The sequence below is a fragment of the Mesorhizobium sp. M7A.F.Ce.TU.012.03.2.1 genome, assembly GCF_004006095.1.
In the GTDB taxonomy this organism is placed as follows: Bacteria; Pseudomonadota; Alphaproteobacteria; order Rhizobiales; family Rhizobiaceae; genus Mesorhizobium.
The window spans coordinates 5,203,042-5,227,547 of record NZ_CP034779.1 but is presented as its reverse complement, the minus strand read 5'-3'; the positions used below and the strand labels follow the sequence as shown (position 1 = coordinate 5,227,547).

At 62.4% G+C, this 24,506-nt stretch carries 22 protein-coding genes; 15 read left to right on the top strand and 7 right to left on the bottom strand.

Going from position 1 to position 24,506, the window contains the following annotated elements:
- Window positions 1–72: 72 nt before the first annotated feature.
- Window positions 73–1,143, bottom strand: coding sequence for a diguanylate cyclase (locus EJ079_RS25875; protein WP_127810533.1), 1,071 nt, complete (start codon window positions 1,141–1,143; stop codon window positions 73–75).
- A 406-nt stretch (window positions 1,144–1,549) separates the two neighbouring features.
- Here EJ079_RS25875 and EJ079_RS25870 point away from each other — a divergent pair, with 406 nt between their 5' ends.
- The 3 genes from EJ079_RS25870 (at window position 1,550) to EJ079_RS25860 (ending at window position 3,035) form a co-directional block, all read left to right on the top strand.
- Entirely contained in the window at window positions 1,550–1,966 is a 417-nt protein-coding gene (locus EJ079_RS25870) for a GFA family protein (RefSeq protein ID WP_127810532.1), read from the top strand.
- Between the two features lie 81 nt (window positions 1,967–2,047).
- Complete coding sequence (locus tag EJ079_RS25865) at window positions 2,048–2,407, top strand: diacylglycerol kinase (protein ID WP_127810531.1); 360 nt, start codon at window positions 2,048–2,050, stop codon at window positions 2,405–2,407.
- Window positions 2,408–2,447: 40 nt separating this feature from the next.
- A complete protein-coding gene (locus tag EJ079_RS25860; RefSeq protein WP_127810530.1) occupies window positions 2,448–3,035 on the top strand; it encodes a hemerythrin domain-containing protein in 588 nt (195 codons plus the stop codon).
- A gap of 3 nt (window positions 3,036–3,038) precedes the next feature.
- On the opposite strand, the gene EJ079_RS25855 is transcribed toward EJ079_RS25860, so the two are convergent.
- Both EJ079_RS25855 and EJ079_RS25850 read right to left on the bottom strand, forming a co-directional pair.
- Window positions 3,039–3,626, bottom strand: coding sequence for a DedA family protein (locus EJ079_RS25855; protein ID WP_127810529.1), 588 nt, complete (start codon window positions 3,624–3,626; stop codon window positions 3,039–3,041).
- Window positions 3,623–4,186, bottom strand: a complete 564-nt coding sequence (locus tag EJ079_RS25850; RefSeq protein WP_127810528.1) for a DUF1003 domain-containing protein — start codon at window positions 4,184–4,186, stop codon at window positions 3,623–3,625. Before EJ079_RS25850 ends, EJ079_RS25855 begins: the two co-directional genes overlap by 4 nt.
- Before the next feature lie 92 nt (window positions 4,187–4,278).
- Between EJ079_RS25850 and EJ079_RS25845 the strand changes: the two genes are divergently transcribed.
- The 6 genes from EJ079_RS25845 (at window position 4,279) to gltX (ending at window position 12,582) form a co-directional block, all read left to right on the top strand.
- A complete protein-coding gene (locus EJ079_RS25845) occupies window positions 4,279–4,995 on the top strand; it encodes a DNA-3-methyladenine glycosylase I (RefSeq protein ID WP_127810527.1) in 717 nt (238 codons plus the stop codon).
- A 130-nt stretch (window positions 4,996–5,125) separates the two neighbouring features.
- Entirely contained in the window at window positions 5,126–6,802 is a 1,677-nt protein-coding gene (locus EJ079_RS25840) for an NAD+ synthase (RefSeq protein ID WP_127327284.1), read from the top strand.
- A gap of 39 nt (window positions 6,803–6,841) precedes the next feature.
- The gene (locus EJ079_RS25835) at window positions 6,842–7,252 is read left to right on the top strand and encodes a GNAT family N-acetyltransferase (RefSeq protein WP_127268639.1); all 411 of its coding nucleotides are present in this window, start codon (window positions 6,842–6,844) and stop codon (window positions 7,250–7,252) included.
- A gap of 378 nt (window positions 7,253–7,630) precedes the next feature.
- Complete coding sequence (locus tag EJ079_RS25830) at window positions 7,631–9,436, top strand: ABC transporter ATP-binding protein (protein WP_127810526.1); 1,806 nt, start codon at window positions 7,631–7,633, stop codon at window positions 9,434–9,436.
- Between the two features lie 249 nt (window positions 9,437–9,685).
- Entirely contained in the window at window positions 9,686–10,873 is a 1,188-nt protein-coding gene (locus EJ079_RS25825) for a hypothetical protein (RefSeq protein ID WP_245481735.1), read from the top strand.
- Window positions 10,874–11,208: 335 nt separating this feature from the next.
- Window positions 11,209–12,582 carry a glutamate--tRNA ligase gene (gene gltX / locus EJ079_RS25820; protein ID WP_127810525.1) on the top strand — a complete coding sequence of 458 codons (1,374 nt, stop codon included), beginning with the start codon at window positions 11,209–11,211 and terminating at the stop codon, window positions 12,580–12,582.
- Here gltX and EJ079_RS25815 read toward each other — a convergent pair.
- From EJ079_RS25815 to EJ079_RS25805, 3 genes are all read right to left on the bottom strand, one after another.
- Window positions 12,500–13,714 carry a DUF2865 domain-containing protein gene (locus EJ079_RS25815; protein ID WP_127810524.1) on the bottom strand — a complete coding sequence of 405 codons (1,215 nt, stop codon included), beginning with the start codon at window positions 13,712–13,714 and terminating at the stop codon, window positions 12,500–12,502. The two genes, gltX and EJ079_RS25815, sit on opposite strands and share 83 nt — an antisense overlap.
- Window positions 13,715–13,802: 88 nt before the next feature.
- Window positions 13,803–16,127 carry an NADP-dependent malic enzyme gene (locus tag EJ079_RS25810; protein WP_127810523.1) on the bottom strand — a complete coding sequence of 775 codons (2,325 nt, stop codon included), beginning with the start codon at window positions 16,125–16,127 and terminating at the stop codon, window positions 13,803–13,805.
- 176 nt (window positions 16,128–16,303) lie between these two features.
- Window positions 16,304–17,083: an SDR family oxidoreductase gene (locus EJ079_RS25805; protein WP_127810522.1), complete on the bottom strand. Its 780-nt coding sequence runs from the start codon at window positions 17,081–17,083 to the stop codon at window positions 16,304–16,306.
- Between the two features lie 118 nt (window positions 17,084–17,201).
- On the opposite strand from EJ079_RS25805, the gene EJ079_RS25800 reads away from it, so the two are divergent.
- Window positions 17,202–18,017, top strand: a complete 816-nt coding sequence (locus tag EJ079_RS25800) for a UDP-2,3-diacylglucosamine diphosphatase (RefSeq protein ID WP_127399074.1) — start codon at window positions 17,202–17,204, stop codon at window positions 18,015–18,017.
- Window positions 18,018–18,141: 124 nt separating this feature from the next.
- Window positions 18,142–19,356: an MFS transporter gene (locus EJ079_RS25795; protein WP_127810521.1), complete on the top strand. Its 1,215-nt coding sequence runs from the start codon at window positions 18,142–18,144 to the stop codon at window positions 19,354–19,356.
- Here EJ079_RS25795 and dgcA read toward each other — a convergent pair.
- Entirely contained in the window at window positions 19,327–20,310 is a 984-nt protein-coding gene (gene dgcA / locus EJ079_RS25790) for an N-acetyl-D-Glu racemase DgcA (RefSeq protein ID WP_127810520.1), read from the bottom strand. The two genes, EJ079_RS25795 and dgcA, sit on opposite strands and share 30 nt — an antisense overlap.
- A gap of 76 nt (window positions 20,311–20,386) precedes the next feature.
- Here dgcA and EJ079_RS25785 point away from each other — a divergent pair, with 76 nt between their 5' ends.
- The 4 genes from EJ079_RS25785 to EJ079_RS25770 are packed head-to-tail and all read left to right on the top strand — an operon-like array spanning window position 20,387 to window position 24,473.
- Window positions 20,387–21,574, top strand: coding sequence for an ABC transporter permease (locus EJ079_RS25785; protein WP_023810578.1), 1,188 nt, complete (start codon window positions 20,387–20,389; stop codon window positions 21,572–21,574).
- A 1-nt stretch (window position 21,575) separates the two neighbouring features.
- Complete coding sequence (locus tag EJ079_RS25780) at window positions 21,576–22,397, top strand: ABC transporter ATP-binding protein (RefSeq protein ID WP_127810519.1); 822 nt, start codon at window positions 21,576–21,578, stop codon at window positions 22,395–22,397.
- Between the two features lie 14 nt (window positions 22,398–22,411).
- Window positions 22,412–23,785, top strand: a complete 1,374-nt coding sequence (locus tag EJ079_RS25775; RefSeq protein ID WP_127810518.1) for an MlaD family protein — start codon at window positions 22,412–22,414, stop codon at window positions 23,783–23,785.
- Entirely contained in the window at window positions 23,766–24,473 is a 708-nt protein-coding gene (locus tag EJ079_RS25770; protein ID WP_127810517.1) for an ABC-type transport auxiliary lipoprotein family protein, read from the top strand. The genes EJ079_RS25775 and EJ079_RS25770 overlap by 20 nt, the downstream gene beginning before the upstream one ends.
- The last annotated feature ends 33 nt before the right edge of the window (window positions 24,474–24,506 follow it).

Genomic DNA, 24,506 nt, shown 5'->3' with positions numbered 1-24,506 from the left:
TATAGGCCACAAAAATTCATATGGAAAGGGGCGGATGCAAAACAATCCGCCGAAGCGATCGACGGAAGAAGCTCAGTCCTTCTTGTAGAGCAGCCAGCTCTTGCCGGCCCGGCCTGCCATCGTCGAGTGCTTGGTGACCCGGTTGCGGCCGCTGACCTTGGAGCGATAGAGCGCCCGGTCGGCCTTGGTGTAGAGATCTTCGGGTCCTTCGGCTTCGGAAGCCATGCAGATACCCATCGAGACGGTGACGGTGCCGTAATTCGCGCCGGTCTGGCTGCTGGTGAACGGCGTCTGCTCGATCAGGGCACGAATACGCTCTGCGACGTCATAGGTGGCGTCCTCGCTGGCGCCCTCGATGATCAGCGCGAACTCCTCGCCGCCGGTGCGGGCAACGAACATGTCGCCGCGAATGCTGGTCTGGAAAATATCGGCGATGCTCTGGATGATCTTGTCGCCGACCGGATGGCCATAGCGGTCGTTGATATCCTTGAAGCGGTCGATGTCGACAAGAACCAGGGCGTTGAACAGGATACCCCTGCTGCTGTTGTAGATCCTGGTGATCTCCTTGTCGAAGGCGCGCCGATTCCAGATATGCGTCAACGGATCGGTGTCGGCCAGCCGCTTGTACTCCTCAAGCTTCGACTTGACGCTTTCGAGTTCGGCCGTCTTGTCGCTGAGCGTCGAGGCCACCTGCCGGCCGTGATCGATCGTCGAATTGGTGGCAACCGCCATGGCGTTGGCGATCTTCTGCAGGAGATCCTGGGAGAGAAGGCTGCGGCCGCTGAGGCCGCTCGATGTCTCATCGAGGATCCTGCCGTATTTCTCGATGTGGCTGCGCTCGCTCCGCAGCAGCGAAGCAACCTCCTCGAGCTCCCTGGCAATGACGTCTCTGGCATGCTCGACTATGCCAGGGCCATGGTTGTGGGCAAAGAAAGTGCGCCCGATCTGATCCAGTTCATCCTGTGTCGGCCGGCTGGTCAGCGAAACGACGGCCAGGCTGAGTTCACGATTGGTGCCGCTCAGGGCCTCATAGAAGATCTCGTAATTGCGCGGCAGGCCGAGCACGCCCAATTGGCGCATTGTCGCGACAACAGTGGCTGCGATGTCGGTGCTTCGTTCGGTCGGGACAGCTGCCGGCTGCATCTTGGTTCTTCCCCTCGGATCCTCCGCGGAATTCGCGGTTTCCCTTTGTCGCCGAGCCCTGGGGAATGCGACCGACGCTTCGAACAACTTGCGAAGGGATGCGTCCCCACCCACGGCCTTCGCTTGCAGGTGACCATAAATGCGCCGTCGCTAAAGTTTCCTTAACTGGCAGAGGTTCAGCGGGTTTTCTCTGTCTGCGGGCTGTAAAAGCCTTAGTCCGTGCATCCAACAGTTGGAAACAACGCCGGTGCGGCGGCTTGAATTCGCGATTCGCACATCGCACTCTTGAAAATGAAACCGAATTTCGGATTCTCCACGCCAGCACATGTCGCATTTGCTTGCGTGCTTGCGCGGCAAAGCTGGAATCCTAAGCCATGCCCGGCACTTTTCTTCAAGGAGGATCGACGTGAGTGATGGTCACCAGGGATCGTGTCTGTGCGGAGCCGTCCGCTTCAGAACGAACGAGGCGCTGCGTGGCGTCGTCTATTGCCATTGCTCGCAATGCCGCAAGCAGAGCGGACATTTCTATGCCGCGACCAATGTTGCCAACGCCGACATCGTGATCGAGGGCACGGAAAGTATCACCTGGTACGAAGCCTCTACCTTCGCCAGGCGTGGGTTCTGCAAGGCATGCGGATCGGTGCTGTTCTGGAAGCCGCGAGACCAGGACTACGTTTCGGTCATGGCGGGATCGTTCGACAAGCCGACAGGTCTTGAGGGGGAATGCCATATCTTCGTCGGTGATAAGGGCGACTATTATTCGATCGACGACGGGCTGCCACAGTTTGAAAAGTCGACACCGTCCATACCGGTTGCTGAATGAATCTTGGACAAGTCACCTTATTCCATTGATCTGGCCAGCCATTGCATTATCCCGTGCCGGTGATTCGCAAAGGGGTTTGGCATGCAGCGGCTGATCGATGCTTATTTCAATTCGGTGCGGGCGTTTCGCAAGCTGGCCACCAGCGAGAAGGCTTTCCAGCAGGAGCTGATGCTGCTGGCGCTTGCCTTGCCGCTCGGCTGGTTCGTTTCGATCTCGTGGCGCGGCTATGCCTTGCTGATCGGCGCCGTGCTGCTCCTGATCATGGTCGAAGTGCTGAACACCGGCATCGAGGCGGCATGCGACGCTTTCAGCCGCGAGTTCAATGTCGACATCCAGTTGGCCAAGGATTGCGGTTCGCTGGCGGTGCTGATTTCGGTGCTCATCGTCGCCGGCGTCTGGGGCATCGCCATCATCGAGCGGATCACCGGGGTACCGATCTAGCCTTTCGATGCCTATATGCCAGTCACCAAAGGAGACTGTCATGGCCAGGGCCGCCAATTTTCTGCTTCTCGAACGCGTGGGCCTGCCGGATGATCTGCGCTGGCTGGCCGAGAAATATCCGCGTGAAAACTGGCAGGATCATGCCAATATCCACGGCATCGCCAATATGTGGCTGCAGCGGCACGACATGTTCCGCGAACTTGGCGGCATGCTGGCCAACGGCATCGGCGACTACCGTGAGGGACGGCTGACGGCGCCTGATTTCGCGCGCTGGTTCGCGCCCCGCCTCAATCATTTTCTAGGCAACCTCGACGGTCACCACAACGTCGAGGATTATCAATATTTTCCGGTCTTCGCCAAGGCCGAGCCCCGTTTGAAGCACGGCTTCGAGATTCTCGATGCCGACCATCACACCATCCATGAAGGGCTGGAGCGTAATGCCGAAGCCGCCAACGCGTTCATCAAGACGCTTCAGGAGAGCGAAGACAGACAGCGCTTTGCCGCCGACGCCTATGCCGACGAAAACAGCCGGCTGATCGCCATGCTGACAAGGCATCTTGCCGACGAGGAAGACCTGATCATCCCGCTTATCCTCGATCGGGGGGACCGGGCGCTCGGCGTGGATTGACGATCAGCCCTCCCTGGCGCGTTCCTTGCTGGCGATGTGACGGGCGACGAGCCATGCCAGAACGGCCACGGTCAAGCCGATGCCAAGCCCGATCAGCAACCGTTCGTGATGCATCAACGCCTGGCCGATGACGTGCTCGGCGCCAAGTCCAAAGACATAACCGATCGTACCGAACAGCACCGCCCAGACCGCCGATGAAAGCGCGTTGAGGATGACGAAGCGCGGCGCGGCGATGTTGGAAAGCCCGGCTGCAATGCCGCCGACGAGGCGCATGCCGTAGATATAGCGGTTGGACAGCACGAAAATGTCGGGATGGGTGTTGAGCAGCCGAAAGGCGCGGCGGAAGCCGGGCCGTTTGCGCAATCTGACGACATAGGGATGGTCGGCGAAGCTTCGTCCGAGGATGAAGAAGAAAGTATCGCCGACGAAGGCGCCGAGCGCCGCCGCAAGAACCGCGGGCCACAGGACGAAGACCTGCTGGTGGGCGAAGAAACCGCCAAGAATGGCGGCACTTTCGCCCTCCGCGACACAGCCGATAAAGACCGCGAGCAGCCCGTATTGTTCGATGAAATGATGGATCGCGTCGGTCATGAAGCCGACCGCTGCGAAGACAGCCTTTCGTCGATCCGCTTGATCATTTCGGTCAGTTGCACGATCTCGTCGCGCATACCGAGAATCTGGCCGTGGCGCAGTTCATCCAGCTTTTCATGCAGCGCCATGATCTCGATCTCGGCTTTCAGGTTGACCTCGTAATCGTGGGCGGCGTCGATGCGGTCGCGTTCGGTCTGGCGGTTCTGCGCCATCATGATCACCGGCGCCTGCAAGGCGGCGACCATCGACAGAACGAGATTGAGGAAGATGAACGGGTAGGGATCGAAGGCGTCACGCGACAGCAGCCAGACATTGGCTGATGTCCACAGGATCAGAAAGGCGATGAAGGTCAGGATGAAGGACCATGACCCACCGATGCGGGCGATCGTGTCGGCGAGCCGGTCGCCGAAGGTCTGGTGGAAGGCGACGGCCTTGTTGGTGTCGCGCGAGATGGTGGTGCGTTCGAGCGTCGATTGCAGCACCCGGCTTTCGAGCTGGCTGAGGCCGTCCGGCCGCCGCTTGAGCCAGCGGTTCGCCAGGTCGTCGATCGTCTTGTTCATGGCCATCTCCAGGGTCTTTGGCTTGCCGTAAGAGGTAGAGGCTGCCGGCTCACACGGGAAGTGTTAGATTGATTCCAGTTGCCGAGGGACCAATGGCCGATTTCAAGAAAATTCGCGCACGGGCCGCAAAACGCAAGGGCGGCGAAGAGGAACTGACGTCGCTGCTGGGTCCGGCGCCTGACAATGCCGCCGTGGCTGACATCGCCGATGACCGCATTCTCTCTGTTATGGCCGAACGCGTCTTCGCCGCCGGTTTCGTCTGGCGCGTCATCGAGCAGAAATGGCCGGGCTTCGAGGAGGCGTTTCTGCGCTTCGAGCCGAAGCGGCTGTTGTTCCAGCCCGATGATTTCTGGCACGATCTGACGGCCGACCAGCGCATCGTGCGCAACCCGCAGAAGATCAGATCCGTGCGCGACAACGCCGCCTTCGTCGAGCGCGTGTCGAAGGAATATGGCGGCTTCGGCCAATTCCTCGCAAACTGGCCGGCGGACGACCAGATCGGGCTGATGGCCTGGCTCGGCAAGCATGGCAGCCGGTTGGGCGGCAATACGGGCCAGTATTTCCTGCGCTGGCTAGGTTGGGATGCGTTCGTCATCTCGGGCGATATGGCCGCGGCGTTGCGCGACGCCGGCCTCGACATCGCCGAAAGCCCGACCTCGAAGAGGGACCTCGACAAGATCCAGGCACAGATCAACCAGTGGGTGGTGCAGACAGGCCTGCCGCGCCGGCATATTTCACGCATCCTGGCGATGTCGATCGGCGAGAATCATTCGCCGCAAGCGTTGCGCGAATATATGGGCGACGACTGAGACCCGGCTCGTCTCGCCACGATTGAAGTAGGTCGATCGGTCCGTACACGATTGACCTACGTCATTCGGTCCGAATTGGTCCAAACGAACGCCATTGCCCGGGCAATTTTGCCGCGCTAAGTCAGCAGGCATGACCAAGAAGCTCGACATTCTGCGCATCGCCGTCGCCCAGCTCAATCCGACTGTCGGCGACATATCAGGCAATCTCGCCAAGGCCCGCGAGGCGAGGGCGGATGCCGCACGTCAGGGCGCCGATCTCGTGCTCTATACCGAGCTTTTCCTCGCCGGCTACCCGCCGGAGGATCTGGTGCTGAAGCCGGCCTTTTTGAAAGCCTGCGAAAAGGCGGCACAGGACTTTGCCGCCGACACCGCGGATGGCGGTCCCGGCGTCATCATAGGCACGCCGTTGAAGCGCAAGAGCGGCACGCACAATTCGATCGTCTTCGCCGATGGCGGCAAGATCATCGCCGAACGCTACAAGCTCGATCTGCCGAACTACGGCGAGTTCGACGAGAAGCGCGTCTTCCAGGCCGGCCCCGAGATCCAGGGGCCGGTCAATTTCCGCGGCGTGCGCATCGGAGTTCCGATCTGCGAGGACATCTGGGGCGACGTCGATATCTGCGAGTCGCTGGCCGAAAGCGGGGCGGAAATCCTGCTGGTGCCGAACGGCTCGCCCTATTATCGCGCCAAGATCGATGTCCGCCACCAGGTCGTCATCCGCCAGGTCATCGAATGCGGGCTGCCGATGATCTATGCCAACCAGCTTGGCGGGCAGGACGAGTTGATCTTCGACGGCGCGTCGTTTGCCATTGGCGCCGACAAGACGCTTGCCTTCCAGATGAGCCAGTTCGAGGAAGCGGTCGACATCACCACCTGGAAAAGACAAGGGGATCACTGGGTCTGCTCGGAAGGGCCGATGTCGAAAATCCCGGACCGGGAGGAGGCCGACTATCGCGCCTGCATGCTGGGCCTGCGGGACTACGTCAACAAGAACGGCTTCAAGAATGTGGTGCTTGGTCTGTCCGGCGGCATCGATTCGGCGATCTGCGCGGCGCTGGCCGTCGATGCGCTCGGCGAGGAACGCCTGCGCGCGGTGATGATGCCCTATCGCTACACCTCCAAGGACTCGCTGAAGGATGCCGAGGATTGCGCCCGTGCGCTCGGCTGCCGCTATGACATCGTGCCGATCTTCGAGCCGGTCGAAGGGTTCCTGCACGCGCTGACGCAGATGTTCGAAGGCACCAAGGAAGGCATCACCGAGGAGAATTTGCAGAGCCGCGCGCGCGGCACCATCCTGATGGCGATCTCCAACAAGTTCGGCTCGATGGTCGTCACCACGGGCAACAAGAGCGAGATGTCGGTTGGCTACGCCACGCTCTATGGCGACATGAATGGCGGCTTCAATCCGATCAAGGACCTTTACAAGATGCAGGTCTACGCGCTGTCGCGCTGGCGCAACAGCCACGTGCCGCCGGGCGCGCTCGGGCCCTCGGGCGAGGTGATCCCGAAAAACATCATCGACAAGGCGCCATCGGCGGAATTGCGCGAGAACCAGACCGACCAGGATTCGCTGCCGCCCTATCCGGTGCTGGACGACATCCTCGAATGCCTGGTGGAAAATGAGATGGGTGTCGACGACATCGTCGCGCGCGGCCATGACCGGGCGACGGTGACGCGCATCGAGCACCTGCTCTACATCGCAGAATACAAGCGAAGGCAGGCTGCGCCGGGCGTAAAGATCACCAAAAAGAATTTTGGCCGCGACCGCCGCTATCCCATCACCAACCGGTTCAGGGATCGCAGCTAGGTACCGAAAGCGCACGCGGCGGCGCGACCGGAGACAGCCATGCCCGATTGTGAAATCAGCTTCGACATGTCACGGATCGATTTCCGTGCGACATCGGACCTGTTGATGGCAAGCTATTGGGGCGCTGGACGCACTGATGAAGTCCATCGCCGCGCCTTTGCCAATTCGCTTTGCGTCGGCGCCTATGTCGACGGCAGGCAAGTCGGCTTCGGCCGCGCGATCACCGACCGCACGGTGTTCGCCTATCTCGCCGACATCATCATCTGGCCCGGGCATCGCGGGCAAGGCATAGGCAGCCGGCTCGTGCAGGCCCTTATCGATCATCCTGAAGTCAGGACTGTTTTCCACTGGAGCCTGTCGACCAGCGACGCACACGGCGTCTATGAGAAGCTTGGGTTCAAGCCATCGACCGATGGCCGCTACATGCGCTTGGATCGCATTCCTGAATGAGGCGCGCGGCTTGCTCCGTTGTTGCAAAATAATCGCAGTGGTTGGACCAGATACACTTTTGGCGTGAACTCGTCTTGGCGATGCATCGGAGCGTCTCTATAAGGACACCTCCGCAATTGTCTTGCGGGAGGTCCGAATGGCAGTATTTCACATGGTAATGCGAGGCCGCGAAGCCTAGGTCTCATCCGGCGCTCCGCGAAGGTTTCCCCTTCATGCCGATGCCGGACCGAGCACAGGCTTATGCCGATGCCGATCGCCGCCCGATTTGGGCGATACGCCAAATATGCCACTCCGCTTCCGGGCACTCATTGGCTCCTTGCGCGGCTTCTTCAATTTTCGACCTACTGGGATCGGGCTCGTTTGTGCCCGAATGACATCATGGCTCGTTTCAAGATCGATTTGCGCGCGAGCGCCTTTCGCAGCGTTCTTGGCTTCACGCTCACTCATTGGCGGCGTCAGCCCTGGCGGCTCTCGCTCATCATGGGCAGCTTCCTGCTGTCGACGCTGGCCGATGTGCTGACGCCGCTCTACTCCGGCCGGCTGGTCGACGCCGTCGCCAGCAGCGCCGGCGCCGACGCGATTGCCTGGAATGCCGCGATGACGGCGTTCTCGATGTTGATGGCGCTCGCGCTGGCCGGCGTCGTGTTGCGCAACCTGGCGTTCATGGGGATCGTCGAGCTGACTTTGAAGATGATGGCCGACATCGCCGCCGATGCTTTCCATCGCGTCCAGCGCTTTTCCACCGACTGGCATGCCAACAGCTTTGCCGGCTCGACCGTGCGCAAGGTGACGCGCGGCATGTGGGCGCTCGACCTGCTCAACGACACCATCCTCATCGCGCTGCTGCCGTCAATCGTCATGCTGGTCGGCTCGACATTGCTGCTCGGCTGGTTCTGGCCGTTGATGGGGGCGGTCGTTGCTGCCGGTTCGGTGCTGTTCATCACGGTGACGGCGCTGCTGTCACTTGGCTATGTCGCGCCGGCGGCAAGGCTCGCCAACACCTGGGATACCCGCCTCGGCGGCTCGCTGGCCGACGCGGTCAGCTGCAACGCCGTGGTCAAGGGCTTTGGCGCCGAGGAGCGCGAAGAACGCCGACTGGCCAAGGTCGTCGCCAAATGGCGTGCGCGTACACGGCGCACCTGGGTGCGCGGCACCATCAACGGCACCACGCAAGGGGTGCTGCTGCTGGTCATGCGCGCCGCGGTGATCGGCCTGGCGCTGATGCTGTGGTCGTGGGGGCAGGCGAGCGCCGGCGACGTTGCCTTCGTGCTGACCTCGCTCTTCGTGCTGCAGGGCTATCTCAGGGATATCGGCACGCATATCCGCAACCTGCAGCGCTCCATCAACGATATGGAAGAGCTGGTCGATTTCCAGTCCGAACCGCTCGGCATCGAGGACCGGCCCGGCGCCAAGCCGATCCGGATCACCGAAGGACGGATCAGCTTTGACAACGTGACCTTTCACTATGGCCATCACCGATCGGCGCTTTACCGCGACTTTTCGGTCGATATCGCGCCGGGTGAGCGCGTCGGGCTGGTCGGCCATTCGGGATCGGGCAAGACGACCTTCGTCAAGCTTATCCAGCGGCTCTATGACGTGAATGCGGGGAAAATACTGGTCGACGGCCAGGACATCTCGCAGGTGGCGCAAGCCTCGCTGCGCGGGCAGATCGCCATCGTTCAGCAGGAGCCGATCCTGTTCCACCGGTCGCTGGCCGAAAACATCGCCTATGCCAGGCCGAGTGCTACGCAAGATGAGATCGAGCATGCCGCGAAGTTGGCGAGTGCGCATGACTTCATCACCAACCTGCCGAAGGGCTATGGCACGCTGGTCGGCGAACGCGGCGTGAAACTGTCGGGCGGCGAACGTCAGCGCGTGGCGATCGCGCGCGCCTTCCTTGCCGATGCGCGCATCCTGATCCTCGACGAGGCGACATCGAGCCTCGATTCGGAATCGGAGGTGCTGATCCAGCAGGCGATGGAGCGGCTGATGGTCGGCCGCACGACGCTGGTCATCGCGCACCGGCTTTCGACGGTGAGGGCGCTGGACCGGCTGCTGGTCTTCGATCGCGGCAACATCGTCGAGGAAGGCTCGCATGATGAACTGATCCGGCTGAAAGGCGGCATCTACCGCCGCCTGTTCGAGCGCCAGGCATTGCAACTGACCAAGGGACTTGTGAGCTGAATTGAGGCGGCCTCCAGCTTCGGCCGGAGGCCGCCTCTGTCCGGCACGGTCAGCCCAGCGGGCTGGAGCAGGGCATGCGATCGCAAGGCCGCGGCCAACCCGCCGATCAGCGCATCGATGCTGGCCGACTTGATTTGCCTGTGAAGCCCTGTCCGGATAGTAAGTCTTGAGACCTCTGTTCATCATACTGACCGAGATACGTTGTTTCTACCATTGGTTGATATATATCCGATGGAGGGCAACCCACGGGTGTTCTTCACGATGCATCTTTCTGCAAATGCCGAGGAGAAGTTGGCTGCGCCGTCAGTGCTGGAATCTCAGCATGGCTCGGTTCGGCCGCTGGCTGCCGAAGATCTCGAGCGCGTCGCCGCACTCTTCCTGACGAAGTTTCGCCGGCGGCGGCGTCATCTCCTCGATCGCGCGATCGCGGAGACGGCCGCGTATATGAGAGAGATTTACCTCGACCCTGCTGGCCAGTCCGGGGAAAGCAACGCTCTTGTCCAGATCAACCGGCAGGGTCGTCTGGGTGGATTCCTCGGCGTTCTGAAAGCCCGCTACGAGCTCAATGGAGCGCCATTGAACGCGGCGATCATCGGGCCGCTCATGGCCGACCCCGGCACCGATGACGGCTCGGCCGGACCCCAATTGCTGCGTGCCTTGCATCAAGGCGAATTCGATCTGCAGCTGACCGATTCGGCCAACCGGACATCCTTGGCCTTCGCGCGCCCGATGAAGTACCAACTCCTTCCTGTGCATTGTCTGGGATGGACATATGTTTTCCGGCCGGCGGCGATGGCCGCCTCCGCAATGCACCGTAAATGGCCTGGCGTGCCTCGCCTTGTACTCGATCCATGCGCGAGAGCATTCGATGCTCTTGCGAAGAAAAGGTTCGAGCCCCCCGTCGTCCATTCATCGTCGCATCGCACCCATCGTGAGCCGATCGATGCCGTTCAATTCGCCGAGAAGCTGCCGACCCTCCTGTCTGGTTACGCTCTTCGGCCGAGTTGGAAGGATGGGGAACTTGCACGGCTGCTTGCGCTGGCGGCCGAGAAGCGGGCCGACGGCCCCCTTCATTTCGGTGGGACCTACGACGAAACGGGCAAAATGCTCGGTTGTTATGCCTTCTATGGTCAAGCCGGCGGCGTGGCGAACCTGTTGCAGATCCAGGCATCCGGATTGCACTGGGGCGCGACGCTGGATGCGCTTGTCGCCGCCGCATGGGAGATGGGCTGCGTGGGCATCACCGGACAGACGCAGACCAAATTCATACCTCAACTCTTTGGCTACAAGAATGTCTTCTTCCGCTATGCCGGGGGAACAATGGTCCGCTCGCGGATCGCCGAGGTCACGGAAGCGGTCCGCTCCGGCGACATCTTTATCGGTGGATTGGTGGGCGACCGCTGGACCCGCCTCAGTTCCGATGATTTCGGCCGCTGATCGCCTTCAAGCGCTACAAACTTGGGTTAATGGGTTCCTTCGGAGCCTTCGCCGACGCGTTGGCTGACGGAGCATCAAACGAAAAACCCGCCTGTGCGGCGGGTCGCTGGCGCAAATCAGCACCATAGCCAAATATGTACCATAGCTGAGGGCACCGAGTCAAGAAAAAATTCCTATCGTGAAAAGCTGCCGGCACAAAATGGGCACCGCCGGTCTGGGCGCAGTCGGAGGCGTCCACCGTCCGGTCTTTTCATTCCAGCCGCCATGTTCTATGTCTGCCGGCCAGCGCGGGGGCGCGTCTTGTCAACCACAAAAGCATCCGGTACGCCCCGTTCATGACAGTTACCGTTCGTTTTGCCCCGTCGCCGACCGGCCGCATTCACATCGGCAATGCGCGCACGGCTCTGTTCAACTGGCTGTTTGCCATGAACAACAAGGGCCGATTCATCCAGCGCTTCGACGACACCGACATTGCGCGCTCGAAGCAGGAGTTTTCCGACGCCATCCTCTACGACCTGCATTGGTTGGGCATTTTTCCCGACGCCACCGAATACCAGTCGCGGCGCTTCGAAGTCTATGACGCGGCGGTCGAGAGGCTGAAGACGGCAGGCGTTCTCTATGCCTGCTATGAAACGCCGGAGGAACTCGATCTCAGGCGCAAGGTGCGCCGCACGCGCGGCCTGCCACCGGTCTATGGTCGCGAGGCGTTGACCCTGACGCACGAGCAGATCGCCGAATACCAGGCCGATGGCCGCAGGCCGCACTGGCGGTTTCTCCTCCCCAATTTCTCAGGCGATCCACAACAGCCGGAACGCACCGAAATGCACTGGAACGACCTGGTGCGGGGTGAGGAAACCGTCGATCTGGCCTCGCTTTCCGACCCGGTCCTTGTGCGCGAGGACGGCACCTATCTCTATACGCTGCCTTCCGTCGTCGACGACATCGAGATGGGCGTCAGCCATGTCATCCGGGGCGACGACCACGTCACCAACACCGGCGTGCAGATCGCCTTGTTCCAGGCGCTGGCTGCCGAGCCGCCAGTGTTCGGCCACCATAATCTCCTGACCACCGCATCGGGCGAGGGCTTGTCGAAGCGCACCGGCGCACTCTCGATCGAAAGCCTGCGCGAGGACGGCATCGAGCCGATGGCCGTCGCATCATTGGCCGTCCTGGTAGGCACTTCGGAGAATGTCGCGGCGGTGCCGACGATGGGCGAACTCGCCGAACGCTTCGATCCGGCGGCGACATCGAAATCCGCCGCCAAGTTCGATCCGGACGAGCTGTTCGTGCTCAACCGGTCGCTGCTGCACCACATGCCGTTCGCCGAGGCACAAGACCGTCTGATCGTGCTCGGCGTCTCCGGCGAGCAGGCCGAACCGTTCTGGCTGGCGGTGCGCGGCAATCTCGACAGGCTGGCCGATGCGGTCAACTGGTGGCGTATCCTGCGCGACGGACCGCAGGAGAAGCCGGAATTTTCCGATGAGGACCACGACTTTCTTCGACAGGCGTTCGACCTGTTGCCGGAGGAACCCTGGACCGCGACGATCTGGAAGGACTGGACGGGCAAGATCAGGGAAGCGACCGGCCGCAAGGGCAAGGCGTTGTTCATGCCGCTCAGGACAGCCCTTACCGGACTGCCTTCGGGGCCGGAGCTTGCAGATCTATTGCCGCTGATGGGTCGGGAAGGAACGTTGGCCCGACGACCCTGACCTTGCGCTGTTCCGGCGGCAGCGCGGATACGGGCGACGTCACCGGCTTGGCGGAAAGCCGCTTGATCGCCTCGCGGTCGAGCCCGCCTTCCTGATTGGCCAGCGTTTCGGGATCGGCACCCGGATCCGGTTTGGAGATCGGCACCGGAATGAACGGTGCGGAGTCCGTCTCGGGTTGCAACTGTTCCGGATTCGGCGGGTTGCCGGCGATGATCTGAAAACCCTGCGCGGCGGCGTTGCAGCCGCAAGCCGGCGGCCGCGACATATCGGGCTGCTTGTAGAGATAGGCGGTCGGCAATTCGCTGTAGGGCCGGCCGGTGACGGAGGACGTCATCGAGGCCGAATCGTCGTCCATGCCGCGCGAATAGAAAACCTGCATCTCGGTGCCGGGGCAGCTCGATTCGCAATTCTTCTGGTCGCGTTCGAAATCGCCTGCCGAGGCCGAGTTCGACATCGGGAAGAAGTAGCCGTCGCAGGTGCGCACACAGGAGGTGTGGAACTCACCGCCGACGCTCGGAAAATCGGGTATGCCGGGCTGGTTGAGCACACGGCGGACATTGCGCTCCTCGCCGGGATCGTCGGGCTGGTTGGGCTCATCAAGCATATCGAGCTGCTGGCTGTTGCCGCCAAAAAGCTGATCGAACAGGTTTGCGCTGCCGCCCTCGCGGTTGGCTTCCTGCAAAGGCGCCCGCCGAGGCGCAACGGCGTCGTCGCGGCAGCCATTGGCGTCAAGCGCCGCCAGGATGCGTCCGCGGTCGCGGCGCGAGCCGCCGCCGGCCAGCCGCTCGCGCTTGTTCTGCAAGGCGTCGAGATTGGCATTCATGCGATCGATGGTGGCGTTTAGCCCGGCGCATTGATTGAGGTTGCGGCCAAACAGCGAAAATCCGCATCCGGCCCGGCTCGCCTGGCCGCGGGCTTTCGAAATCTGCTCATGCTGCCTCGCAATTGCGGAATCGTATTTCCGGATCAGCGCCGGACCGCCACCGCCGCCGCGCGAGGACGCGGCAAGATCGGCTTCCAGCTGGCGGCAGACCCGCGAAGCAGCCTGTGGCTCGGCCACCCCCCAGCTTGCGGACAACAGGAGGCCAAGCAGCACGGCAGCATGCGCCTGCTTCCACCCTCCGCTTGCCATCCGCCCAAACTCCGCCTGCCAAATCCGACTGTTAGCCCGCAAGGCTACCGTGCTCGCGGTTAACTGCAGTTTACCGCGAAATCCGTGTTCAGCCCAGATTGACGACCGCCTGTGCCTTGTGGGCGGCTTCCACGACGGCAAGCGCCGTCATGTTGACAACGCCGCGCGAGGTGACCGACGGCGTCAATATGTGCGCCGGCATGTCCGTGCCGAGCAGGATCGGCCCGACGTGTAGCGCATCCATCATGGTTCTGAGCGCCGTCAGCGTGATGTTGGCCGAATCGAGGTTGGGGAACACCAGCAAATTGGCTTCGCCCTTCAGCCTCGAATGCGGATAGACGCGCTGGCGCAGGTGCTCCGACAGAGCAGTGTCCGCATGCATCTCGCCATCGCATTCAAGGTCAGGCGCGATGCGCGCCAGGATCGCCGCCGCTTGCCGCATCTTCAGGGCACTGGGCGAATCGCGCGAGCCGAAATCCGAATGCGAGAGCAGCGCTGCCTTCGGCTCGATGCCGAAGCGCTGGATTTCTTCCGCCGCCAGCACCGTCATTTCGGCGATTTCTTCCGCCGTCGGGTCGACGGAGACGTGGGTGTCGGTCAGGAAGATGATACCGCGCTGCGAGATCAGCATGGAAAGCGTCGACAGGTCGTGGTCCTTGATGCCGGCGCGGGGGCCGATGATCAAGGTGACGTTGCGCAGATGCCGCTCGAAGCGGCCTTCGAGGCCGCAAACCATTGCATCGGCATCGCCGCGTTTCAGCGCAAGTGCTGCGATCACCGTGTTGTCGGTGCGCACCATGGTGCGCGCGGCTTCCGTCGTGACGCCGCGCCGGCCGGCGAGTTCGATCAGAAGGTCGACATAATGGCGGTAGCGCGGATCGTCTTCCGGGTTGATCAGGCCGAAATCCACACCGGGCTTGATGCGCAAGCCGTAGCGCTTCAGGCGCACCTCAATGACGTGCGGCCGGCCGATCAGGATCGGCTCGGCGATGCCTTCCTCGAGCACCACCTGGGCGGCGCGCAGCACGCGCTCATCCTCGCCGTCTGCATAGATGACGCGCTTGGCGCTCGATGCCTTGGCTGACGAGAACACCGGCTTCATCACCAGGCCGGAGCGGAAGACGAAGCGGTTCAGCTTGTCGATATAGGCGGCGAAATCGGTGATCGGCCTTGTCGCGACACCGGTGTCGCAGGCCGCCTTGGCGACCGCGGGCGCTATGCGCAGGATCAGGCGTGGATCGAAGGGCGAAGGGATCAGGAATTCAGGGCCGAAGATCGGCGTCTCGCCGGAATAGGCGCGGGCAGCGACATCTGAAGGTTCCTCGCGGGCAAGGGCTGCGATGGCGCGGACCGCCGCCATCTTCATCTCCTCGTTGATAGCGCTGGCACCACAGTCGAGCGCGCCGCGGAAGATGTAAGGAAAACACAGTACGTTGTTGACCTGATTGGGAAAATCGGACCTGCCTGTGCAGATCATCGCATCGGGACGCGCCGCACGCGCCGTTTCCGGCATGATCTCGGGATTGGGGTTGGCCAGCGCCAGGATCAGCGGTTTTGGCGCCATGTGCTCAAGCAGTTCCGGCTTCAGCACGCCTGCCGCCGAGAGGCCGAGGAAGACATCTGCGCCCGATATGACGTCGGCCAGCGTGCGCGCCTCGGTGTCCTTCACATAAGGGTCTTTCCAGCGGTCCATCTCGTCGGTCCGCCCTTTGTAGGCAACGCCGAAACGGTCGGTGACCCAGATGTTTTCGACTTTGGCGCCGAGCGAGACCAGCAGGTTGAGGCAGGCAAGGGCGGCAGCCCCGGCGCCGGAGGTGACGATCTTGATGTCAGATATGGTTTTTCCGGCGAATTCCAGCCCGTTGAGCACGGCGGCGGCGACAATGATGGCGGTGCCGTGCTGATCGTCGTGGAACACCGGTATGCCCATGCGGGCCTTCAACTGTTCCTCGACCTCGAAGCATTCCGGCGCCTTGATGTCCTCGAGATTGATGCCGCCGAAAGTCGGCTCGAGCGCCGAGATCGTCTCGACCATGCGCTCGATACCGGGCGCGTCGATCTCTATGTCGAAGACATCGATACCGGCGAACTTCTTGAACAGGACGGCTTTGCCTTCCATGACCGGTTTGGAGGCCAGCGGGCCGATATTGCCGAGGCCGAGCACCGCCGATCCGTTTGTGACGACACCGACCAGATTGGCGCGTGCGGTGTAGTCGGCGGCGGTCGCCGGGTCGTCGCGGATTTCCAGGCAAGGGGCGGCGACGCCAGGCGAATAGGCGAGCGCGAGGTCGCGCTGATTGCCGAGCGGCTTGGTCGCCTGTATCTCGAGCTTTCCCGGCCTTGGGTGCTTGTGGAAGTAGAGGGCGGCTTCGTCGAGGTCCGAACGTGCCGTCTTTTTGCTCTCGCCTTCCATGCGGCCGCTCCCTCGAAATCTGGCTGAGATTCCCTTTTAGCATGCAGCCGTGGTTTTTCGCGACGCTAATTGACGCGCCGGCAGCTTTACCCGGCGGCGCGTAGAAAGTTGCTAATGATCAAATGCTTATGCCGATTCTCTAACGGACGGCTCCTACAGTTTCACGGACAAGTTGATCAAAAGGCGCTGACGTAGAGACCACCATCGACCGGTATGTTCTGCCCGGTCAGATAGCCCGCATGGACCGAGCACAGGAAGGCGCAGATCTGGCCGAATTCTTCCGGCGTGCCGAGCCGCTTGGCCGGAACGTCGGCGCTGATGCGGGTCTTGCGCGCGGCTGCGGCCTTAGGGCTTTCGACGCTGCCGGCTTCATGCGGGCCGCGCAGCCGGTCGGTGTCGAGCTTGCCCGGCAAAAGACTGTTGATGGTCACGTTGCGGTCGATCACCGTTCTGGCCACGCCGGCAAGAAACGAGGTCAGGCCGGCGCGCGCGCCGGACGACAGGTCGAGGCCGGGAATGGGCACATAGACCGACAGCGATGTGATGTTGACGATGCGGCCGAAGCCGCGCGCCGCCATGCCGTCAAGGACAGCCTGGACCAGCTCGATCGGCGTCACCATGTTCTGGGTGACGCCTTCGAGGATCTTTTCGCGATCGAGCGTGCGGAAATCGCGAAGCGGCGGGCCGCCATTGTTGTTGACGAGGATGTCCGGCTCGGGGCAAGCCGCGAGCAGCGCCTTCTGCACCTCCGGCTTCGAAACGTCGCCAACGACTTCCGTCACCGTGACGCCATATCGCTCGCGCAACTCCGCGGCGGTTTTCGCCACCAGCTCGGCATTGCGCCCGTTGACCACGACATCGCAGCTGGCTTCCGCCAGCGCCATGGCGCAACCGCGCCCAAGTCCCTTGCTCGAAGCGCAGACGATGGCCTTCTTTCCGCGGATACCGAGATCCATGACGATTTCTCCTGTGATTTGGCCGGCAAGCTAGTCCTTCGGCTGGACCAATCGCAACCGTCATACGGTTGTTGCATGAATCGGGGCATAGGCTCGCGAAAGCAACGGTGAAATCGCGATGTCCGGCCAAGAGCCCCGCACTTTCCGCAGCATGTTCATTTCCGATGTCCATCTGGGCTCGAAGGCGGCCAAGGCCGAGTTCCTGATCGATTTCCTTCGATATCACGATGCCGATATCATCTATCTGGTGGGCGACATCGTCGACGGCTGGCGGCTGCGGCGGAGCTGGCACTGGCCGCAAAGCCACAATGACGTCGTGCAGAAACTGCTGCGCAAGGCGCGCAAGGGCGCCAACATCACCTACATCGCCGGCAACCATGACGAGTTCGCCCGCCAGTTCCAGGGCGTGCATTTCGGCGGCATCGTCGTCGCCGACCGTGCCATCCACGAGACCGCCGACGGCAAGCGCCTGCTCGTCATCCATGGCGACCAGTTCGACACCGTGGTCCACAATGCGCGCTGGCTGGCCTATCTCGGCGACCATGCCTATGACGCGGCCATGCTGGTCAACCGCGTGGTGACGCGGCTGCGGCAACTGCTCGGCCTGCCGTATTGGTCGTTTTCGTCCTGGGCCAAGCACAACGTCAAGAAAGCGGTGAACTTCATCGGCTCGTTCCAGACCATGCTTGCGGATGAGGCGCGTCGTTCACACGTCGACGGCGTCATTTGCGGCCACATCCATCATGCCGTCATCGAGAATTTTGGCGATGTCCAGTACATCAACACCGGCGACTGGGTGGAAAGCTGCACGGCCGTGGTCGAGCATTTTGACGGCCGCATGGAAATCCTGACCTGGGCGCAGGTGCTGCCAGAAGCGCCGGACGAGCCCTTTGTCCCGTTGCTCATCAAGGACCGGGTAGGGCAGGCGGCATAGTCCGAAGTCTTTTCAGGCTTCGGAATCGATCAATTAGTCCAACCGGTTTCGTCCGGTTTTCGTCCATGTTAAGGGATCGACACGCGTTGCCGTCCGGTCGAATACAGCGCGATTGGATCGATTCATGGCCCTGCCGCAGCTCTCGCCCGAACAACTCGTCAAGCCGCGCCATTTCGAACTGCGCATGAGCCTGATCTTCGCGACGCTGTACGTGCCGCTCGGAACCCATTTGCCTTATTTTCCACTGTGGCTGCAGGCCAAGGGTTTTCACGCCGAGCAGATCGCCGTCATTCTGGCGGCGCCGATGTTCCTGCGCGTGGTGACGACGCCGTTACTGACCGCGTTGGCCGACCGTGCCAGGGACCGCGCCGATGTCTATGTCGCGCTGATGGCTGCATCACTGCTCCTGTCGGCAGGCTATTTCCTGCCGCCGACCTATGCGATGGTGCTGGCGGTCTCACTGGCGCTGACCATTGTCTGGACGCCGCATTCGCCGATCGCCGACTCGCTGGCGCTTTCGGGTGTCCGCCGCTTCGGTTCGAACTACACAAGCATGCGCAAATGGGGCTCGATCTCCTATCTCTGCGCCAATGTCGCCGGCGGCTTCATTCTGTCGGCAACCGGCTCGCAGGCCGTTCCGGTTATCATTCTGGCGGCGTTTGCCGCGGCCCTTGCCGCTGGCCTGCTGGCGCCGCGTCTAGGCCGTCCGCGGCGCGCCTCACCGCTGTCGGCCACCGATATCCAGCATTCGGCGCCGAAGCTTCTCAACCCGTATTTCCTGTATTTTTCCGTCGGCGTCGGCGTCATAACCGCCAGCCACGCATTCCTCTACGGTTTCGTCTCCATCTACTGGAAATCGATCGGCCTCAGCGATTCGGTTGTCGGTCTCTTATGGGCCTGGGGCGTGGTGTCGGAAGTCTGCATGTTCATGATGTTCACCCGCTTTTTTGACCGGTTCTCCGTCGTGTCGATCATGGTGATGGCGGGGATCGGCTCCATCGTGCGCTGGATCGCCTTTCCGCTGGTCTGGCCGCTCGGCCTCGGCATTCCCGGTTTCTTCGGTGTCCAGTCGCTGCACTCGGTCTCGGTGGCGCTTGGGCTGATCGGCCTGCAGAAGATGATCGGCGAAACCGTCTCCGAGGAGCGGACAGGTGCCGCGCAAGGCATTGCCTATTTCTCCAACGGCTTCTTCATGGCGGTGGTGACGCTGGCGTCCGGCCCGCTCTACGACCATCTCGGCGTGGACGGCTTCTTTGCCATGATCCCGATCGCCTTGATCGGCCTCGTGCTGATCGGCCTTGCAGCGCGCTCAGCCCCACAGCGCCACATCGGGCGGTGACACCAGCGATCCCTGGTAGACAAGGCCCGGTACCCGGTCGCGGGCAAGCAGCAGCGGACCGTCGAGGTCGACGAAATCGGCATGCTGGGCAAGCAGCACCGCTGGCGCCATCGCCAATGACGTGCCGACCATGCAGCCGACCATCACGCCGAAACCGAGTTCGCGGGCGCGATCGCGCAGCACCAGTGCCGCAGTCAGGCCCCCCGACTTGTCGAGCTTGATGTTGACGGCATCGTAGAGACCGACAAGCGCTTCGAGATTCTCAGCCTCATGCACGCTTTCATCGGCGCAGATCGGCACGGGATGGGCGATATGGCGCAGGATTTCGTCATGACCGGCCGGCAGCGGCTGCTCGATCAGCGCGATGCCTTGTTCGGCGGCAAAGGCGAGGTTCGCAACGATGTTGTCGTCGCTCCAGCCCTCATTGGCGTCGAGGATGATGCGGCTGTCTGGCGCTGCCTGCCTGACCGCGCGGATGCGGGCGATGTCGTTGTCGCCGCCGATCTTGACCTTGAGCAGCGGCCGCGCCGCATTGGCGCGAGCCTGCGCCGCCATCGCCTCCGGCTCGTCCAGCGACAGCGTGTAGGCGGTTTCGAGCGCCTGCAAGGGAAGAGCACCTATCGCGACTGCTACCGAGGTTCCGCTGAGCTTTGCCTCCAGGTCCCACAGAGCGCAGTCTATGGCGTTGCGGGCGGCTCCGGCCGGCATCGCATCAAGCAAGGCGGTCCGGCCGATGCCACCGGCGATCCGGCCGCGCATGGCCTCGATCGCGTCGCGCACGCCCTCCATGGTCTCGCCATAGCGCTTGTAGGGGACGCATTCGCCACGGCCGAGGTGGCCGCCCTCGCCGATCGTGCAGGAGATCACTTCGGCTTCGGTCTTGGAACCTCGCGAAATGGTGAAGGTTCCGGCGATGGGAAAACGCTCGGCCTCGACCGAAATGACACGCGCCATATTTTTCTGCTCCTGCTATGCGACAAGCGTTGTCGGCAAATCGACAGGTCAGACCCGTCAGGCTAAACAGGACGCCATGTTGACCATCGGCAAGCGCGACGCAAGCGGCACGACCGCAGGGGAGGCTGACCACGAACCGCGTGTGGCGATCGGCGAGGAGGACGGCGTTCTTGGCTGCGCTTTCTCCGGAATCTGGACCACAAGGACCGTCGCGCTCATCGACGCCGACATGCGCAAGATCGAAAAGCGAAGCGGCTTCAAAACCTTGGCGCTCGATGTTTCCAAGATCGAGAAGATGGACACCGCCGGCGCCTGGCTGATCGACCGGCTGGTCAGCGCCTTCGAGAAGAAGGGCGTCGAGATCCAGATGCAAGGCCAGAGCGAGATCGCTTCGATCCTGCTCGAAGCTGTCGGCGAGGCCGTGCGGCGCGAACCCGAATCCGGCCCGGCGCGGCCGCCCAACATCGTCATTCGCGCGCTGGAGGCGGTTGGCCGCCGGGTCTACGAGATGCGCGACGATTTTCTCGCCTCGATGAACATCCTCGGCGCCACCATCCGTGGCGCGCAGATGAAGCTCGGCCGTGGCCATGCCGTCAACCCGGCGGCGATTTTCAACCAGATCGACCGCATGGGCGTCGGCGCCATTCCGGTGGTGGTGCTGATGTCGGCGATCGTCGGCGCCATCGTTGCCCAGCAAGGCGCCTATCAGCTCAGCTATTTCGGCGCCGATATCTTCGTCGTCGACCTGGTCGGCGTGCTGATCCTGCGCGAGCTTGGCGTGCTGATGACGGCAATCATGATCGCCGGCCGCTCCGGCAGCGCGATCACTGCCGAGATCGGCTCGATGAAGATGCGCGAGGAGGTCGACGCGCTGAAGGTCATCGGGCTCAACCCGATCGGCGTCCTGGTCTTTCCCCGGCTCGTGGCGCTGGTCATCGCCTTGCCGTGCCTGACCATCATCGCCAATTTCGCCGCACTCGGCGGCGGCATACTGGCTGCCTGGCTCTATTCCGACATCCCGCCCGCCGCCTTCATCGACCGGTTGCGCGTCGCCATCGATCTCAGCACCATCTTTGCCGGCCTGATCAAGGCGCCGTTCATGGCCATGATCATCGGCACGATTGCCTCGGTCGAAGGCATGAAGGTCGGCGGCAGCGCCGAATCGCTCGGCCAGCATGTTACCGCTTCGGTTGTGAAGTCGATCTTCGTCGTCATCATCCTCGACGGACTTTTTGCCATGTTCTACGCAGCGATCGAGTTCTGAGATGAAGCTGCGAAACAGGAAAAGGGCGGGCGCATTGGCGGATGAGGCGGGCGAGGGCGACATCGTGCTATCCGCGCACGACATCAGCGTGTCCTTCGCCGACAAGCTTATCCTCGACAGACTGTCGCTCGACATAAGGCGCGGCGAAATCCTTGGATTTGTCGGCGCCTCGGGTGCTGGTAAATCCGTTCTGCTGCGCACCATTCTCGGCCTGACGCGCAAGCAGTCGGGTACGATCAAGCTGTTCGGCGTCGATGTCGAGAAAGCTGATGATGCCGAGCGTCTGCGCATCGACATGCGACTTGGCGTGCTGTTCCAGCACGGCGCGCTGTTCTCGGCGCTGACAGTGCAGGAAAACGTCCAGGTGCCGATGCGCGAATATCTCGACCTGCCGCGAAAGCTGATGGACGAACTGGCGATGCTCAAGATCGAGCTGGTCGGGCTGCCGCCCGATGCAGCGCAGAAATTCCCGTCCGAACTGTCCGGCGGCATGATCAAGCGCGCCGCGCTGGCCCGGGCGCTCGCGCTCGATCCCGACATCGTCTTCCTCGACGAGCCGACATCGGGCCTCGATCCGATCAGCGCGGCGGAGTTCGACGAGCTGGTGGTCAAGCTGCGCGATACGATGGATCTGACCGTCTACATGGTGACGCACGATCTCGACACGCTGTTCACCGCTTGCGACCGGGTGGCCGTGCTCGGCAAGAAGAAAGTGCTGGTCGAAGGCACCATCGACGACATGCTGAAGAGCGAGGAACCGTGGGTAAAGTCCTATTTCCGCGGAAAACGCGCCCGGCAACTTGATCTTGCGGCGCGCGCATAGCCATAAGTGGGACAATGGAAACCAGAGCCAACTACGTCATTGTCGGCATCTTCACGCTGGCTGCGATCCTGGCGGCGTTTGCCTTCGTCTACTGGACGGCGGCCATCGGCGACAAGGGCGAGACGACGTTGCTGCGCGTGCGCATTCCGGGCTCTGCGTCCGGGCTTGGCCGCGGCAGTTTCGTGCTGTTCAACGGCGTCAAGGTCGGCGACGTCAAGCGCGTCTATATCGACGTCGACAATCCGACGGTTGCCATCGCCGATACCGAGATCGACCGCATGACGCCGATCACCAAATCGACGCAAGCCGATATCGGGCTTGCCGGCCTGACCGGGCAGGCCAACATCGAGCTCAAGGGCGCCGACCCCAAGGAAGTGAAACTCCTCGACCAGGCGGAAAAGGAAGGCAAGGTCGCCGAGATCGTCGCCAATCCGTCGGCGGTGACCAACCTCTTGCAGACGGCGCAGAATATCTTCACCCGCGCCGACAAGGTGCTGACCGAGCTCGAAGGCTTCACCAGGGACGTTCGCGGGCCGCTGACGCAGACCGTCCAGAATGTCCAGACCTTCTCCGATGCGCTGGCCAAGAATTCGGACGGCATCGACAAGTTCCTGTCCGCCGCCAGCACGCTGGCGGATGAGCTGAAAGGCGTTTCCGGCAAACTCGACGGCACGCTGAAAGCAGCCGAAGGCCTTCTCAACGCCGTCGACAAGGACAAGATCAAGAGCATCGTCGCCAATGTCGACGCGGTCACCGGTAACCTCAAGGAGACGTCGAAGCAGCTCGACGGCGTAATCAAGAACGTCGATACGGCCGTGGGGTCGGTCAACGATTTCGCCAAACGGACGCAAGGCACGCTGGCCAAGGTCGACAACGTGCTCGACGGTATCGATCCCGCACAAGTGCGCTCGGCGCTCGCCAACATCCAAAAGGCCAGCGAGAGCGCCGACAAGGCCGCCGCCGACATCGCGGAGGTGACCCACAAGTTCGCCAACCGGGCCGACGACATCGACCAGACGATCAAGGACGCAAAGCAGCTCGCGCAACGGCTCAACGATGCCTCGGTGCGCGTCGATGGCATTCTTGCCAGGGTCGATACCTTGCTCGGGTCGGGGCAGGCCGACGGCGTGATGGCGGATGCCAGGGCGACGCTGAAGTCGTTCAAGCAGGTTGCCGACACGCTGAATGCCCGCCTTGGCGTCATCACCGACAATCTGGCGCGCTTCTCGGGACAGGGACTTTCGAACGTCGAGGCTTTGGTGCAGGACAGCCGCCGTTCGATCAGCCGCATCGAAGAGGCGGTGACCGATCTCAGCCGCAATCCGCAGCGCATCCTTTCGGGTGGCGACGGCGAGGTTCGGCAATTCGATGGCAGGGCGCGGCGTTGACTTCGGCGACGGCGCGCCCCAGAAACATGAGCCGCGAAAGCGGGTCGATCTTACGATCCGGGGACAACGGGGATCGCGCGTGAAGTCTGTGTGGGTGAAAACGGGCGGGTTGACATCGGCTGCGGCACTGCTTGCCTTGACGCTGGCCGGCTGCGCGGCGTTGGGCGGCAAGCCCGCGCCGCTCGATACGTTCGAACTGTCAGCGCCTTCGGTCGACGCGCATGGCCATAGCCGCCGCCAGATCCTGATCGCGCAGCCGTCGGCGCTCAAGGCGCTGGACAGCCAGAACATCGTCATCAAGCCGTCGGATCGGTCGATCCAGTATCTCAAGGGCGCGCAATGGGCCGACCGGCTGCCGCTGATCGTGCAGGCGCGGCTGGCCGAGACCTTCCAGCGTTCAGGCAGCTTTGCCGGCGTCGGCAAGCCGGGCGAGGGCCTGGCGATCGACTATCAGGTGATCGTCGAAATCCGGTCCTTCGAGGTGCGTGTCGACGGCGGCGAACATGCCGAGGTCGATCTGTTCGTGCGGATCCTGAACGATCGCAACGGCGAGGTCCGTGCCTCCAAGAACTTCACCGCAGCCGCACCCGTCTCGGGCAGCGGCAATCCTGCCTATGTCAGCGCGCTCGACAAGGCGTTCGGCGACGCCGCCGGGCAGATCGTGCACTGGACGGATTCGGTGATCTGAGCCGGCCGAGCTTTCAAAGCGATCGTGCGTCGC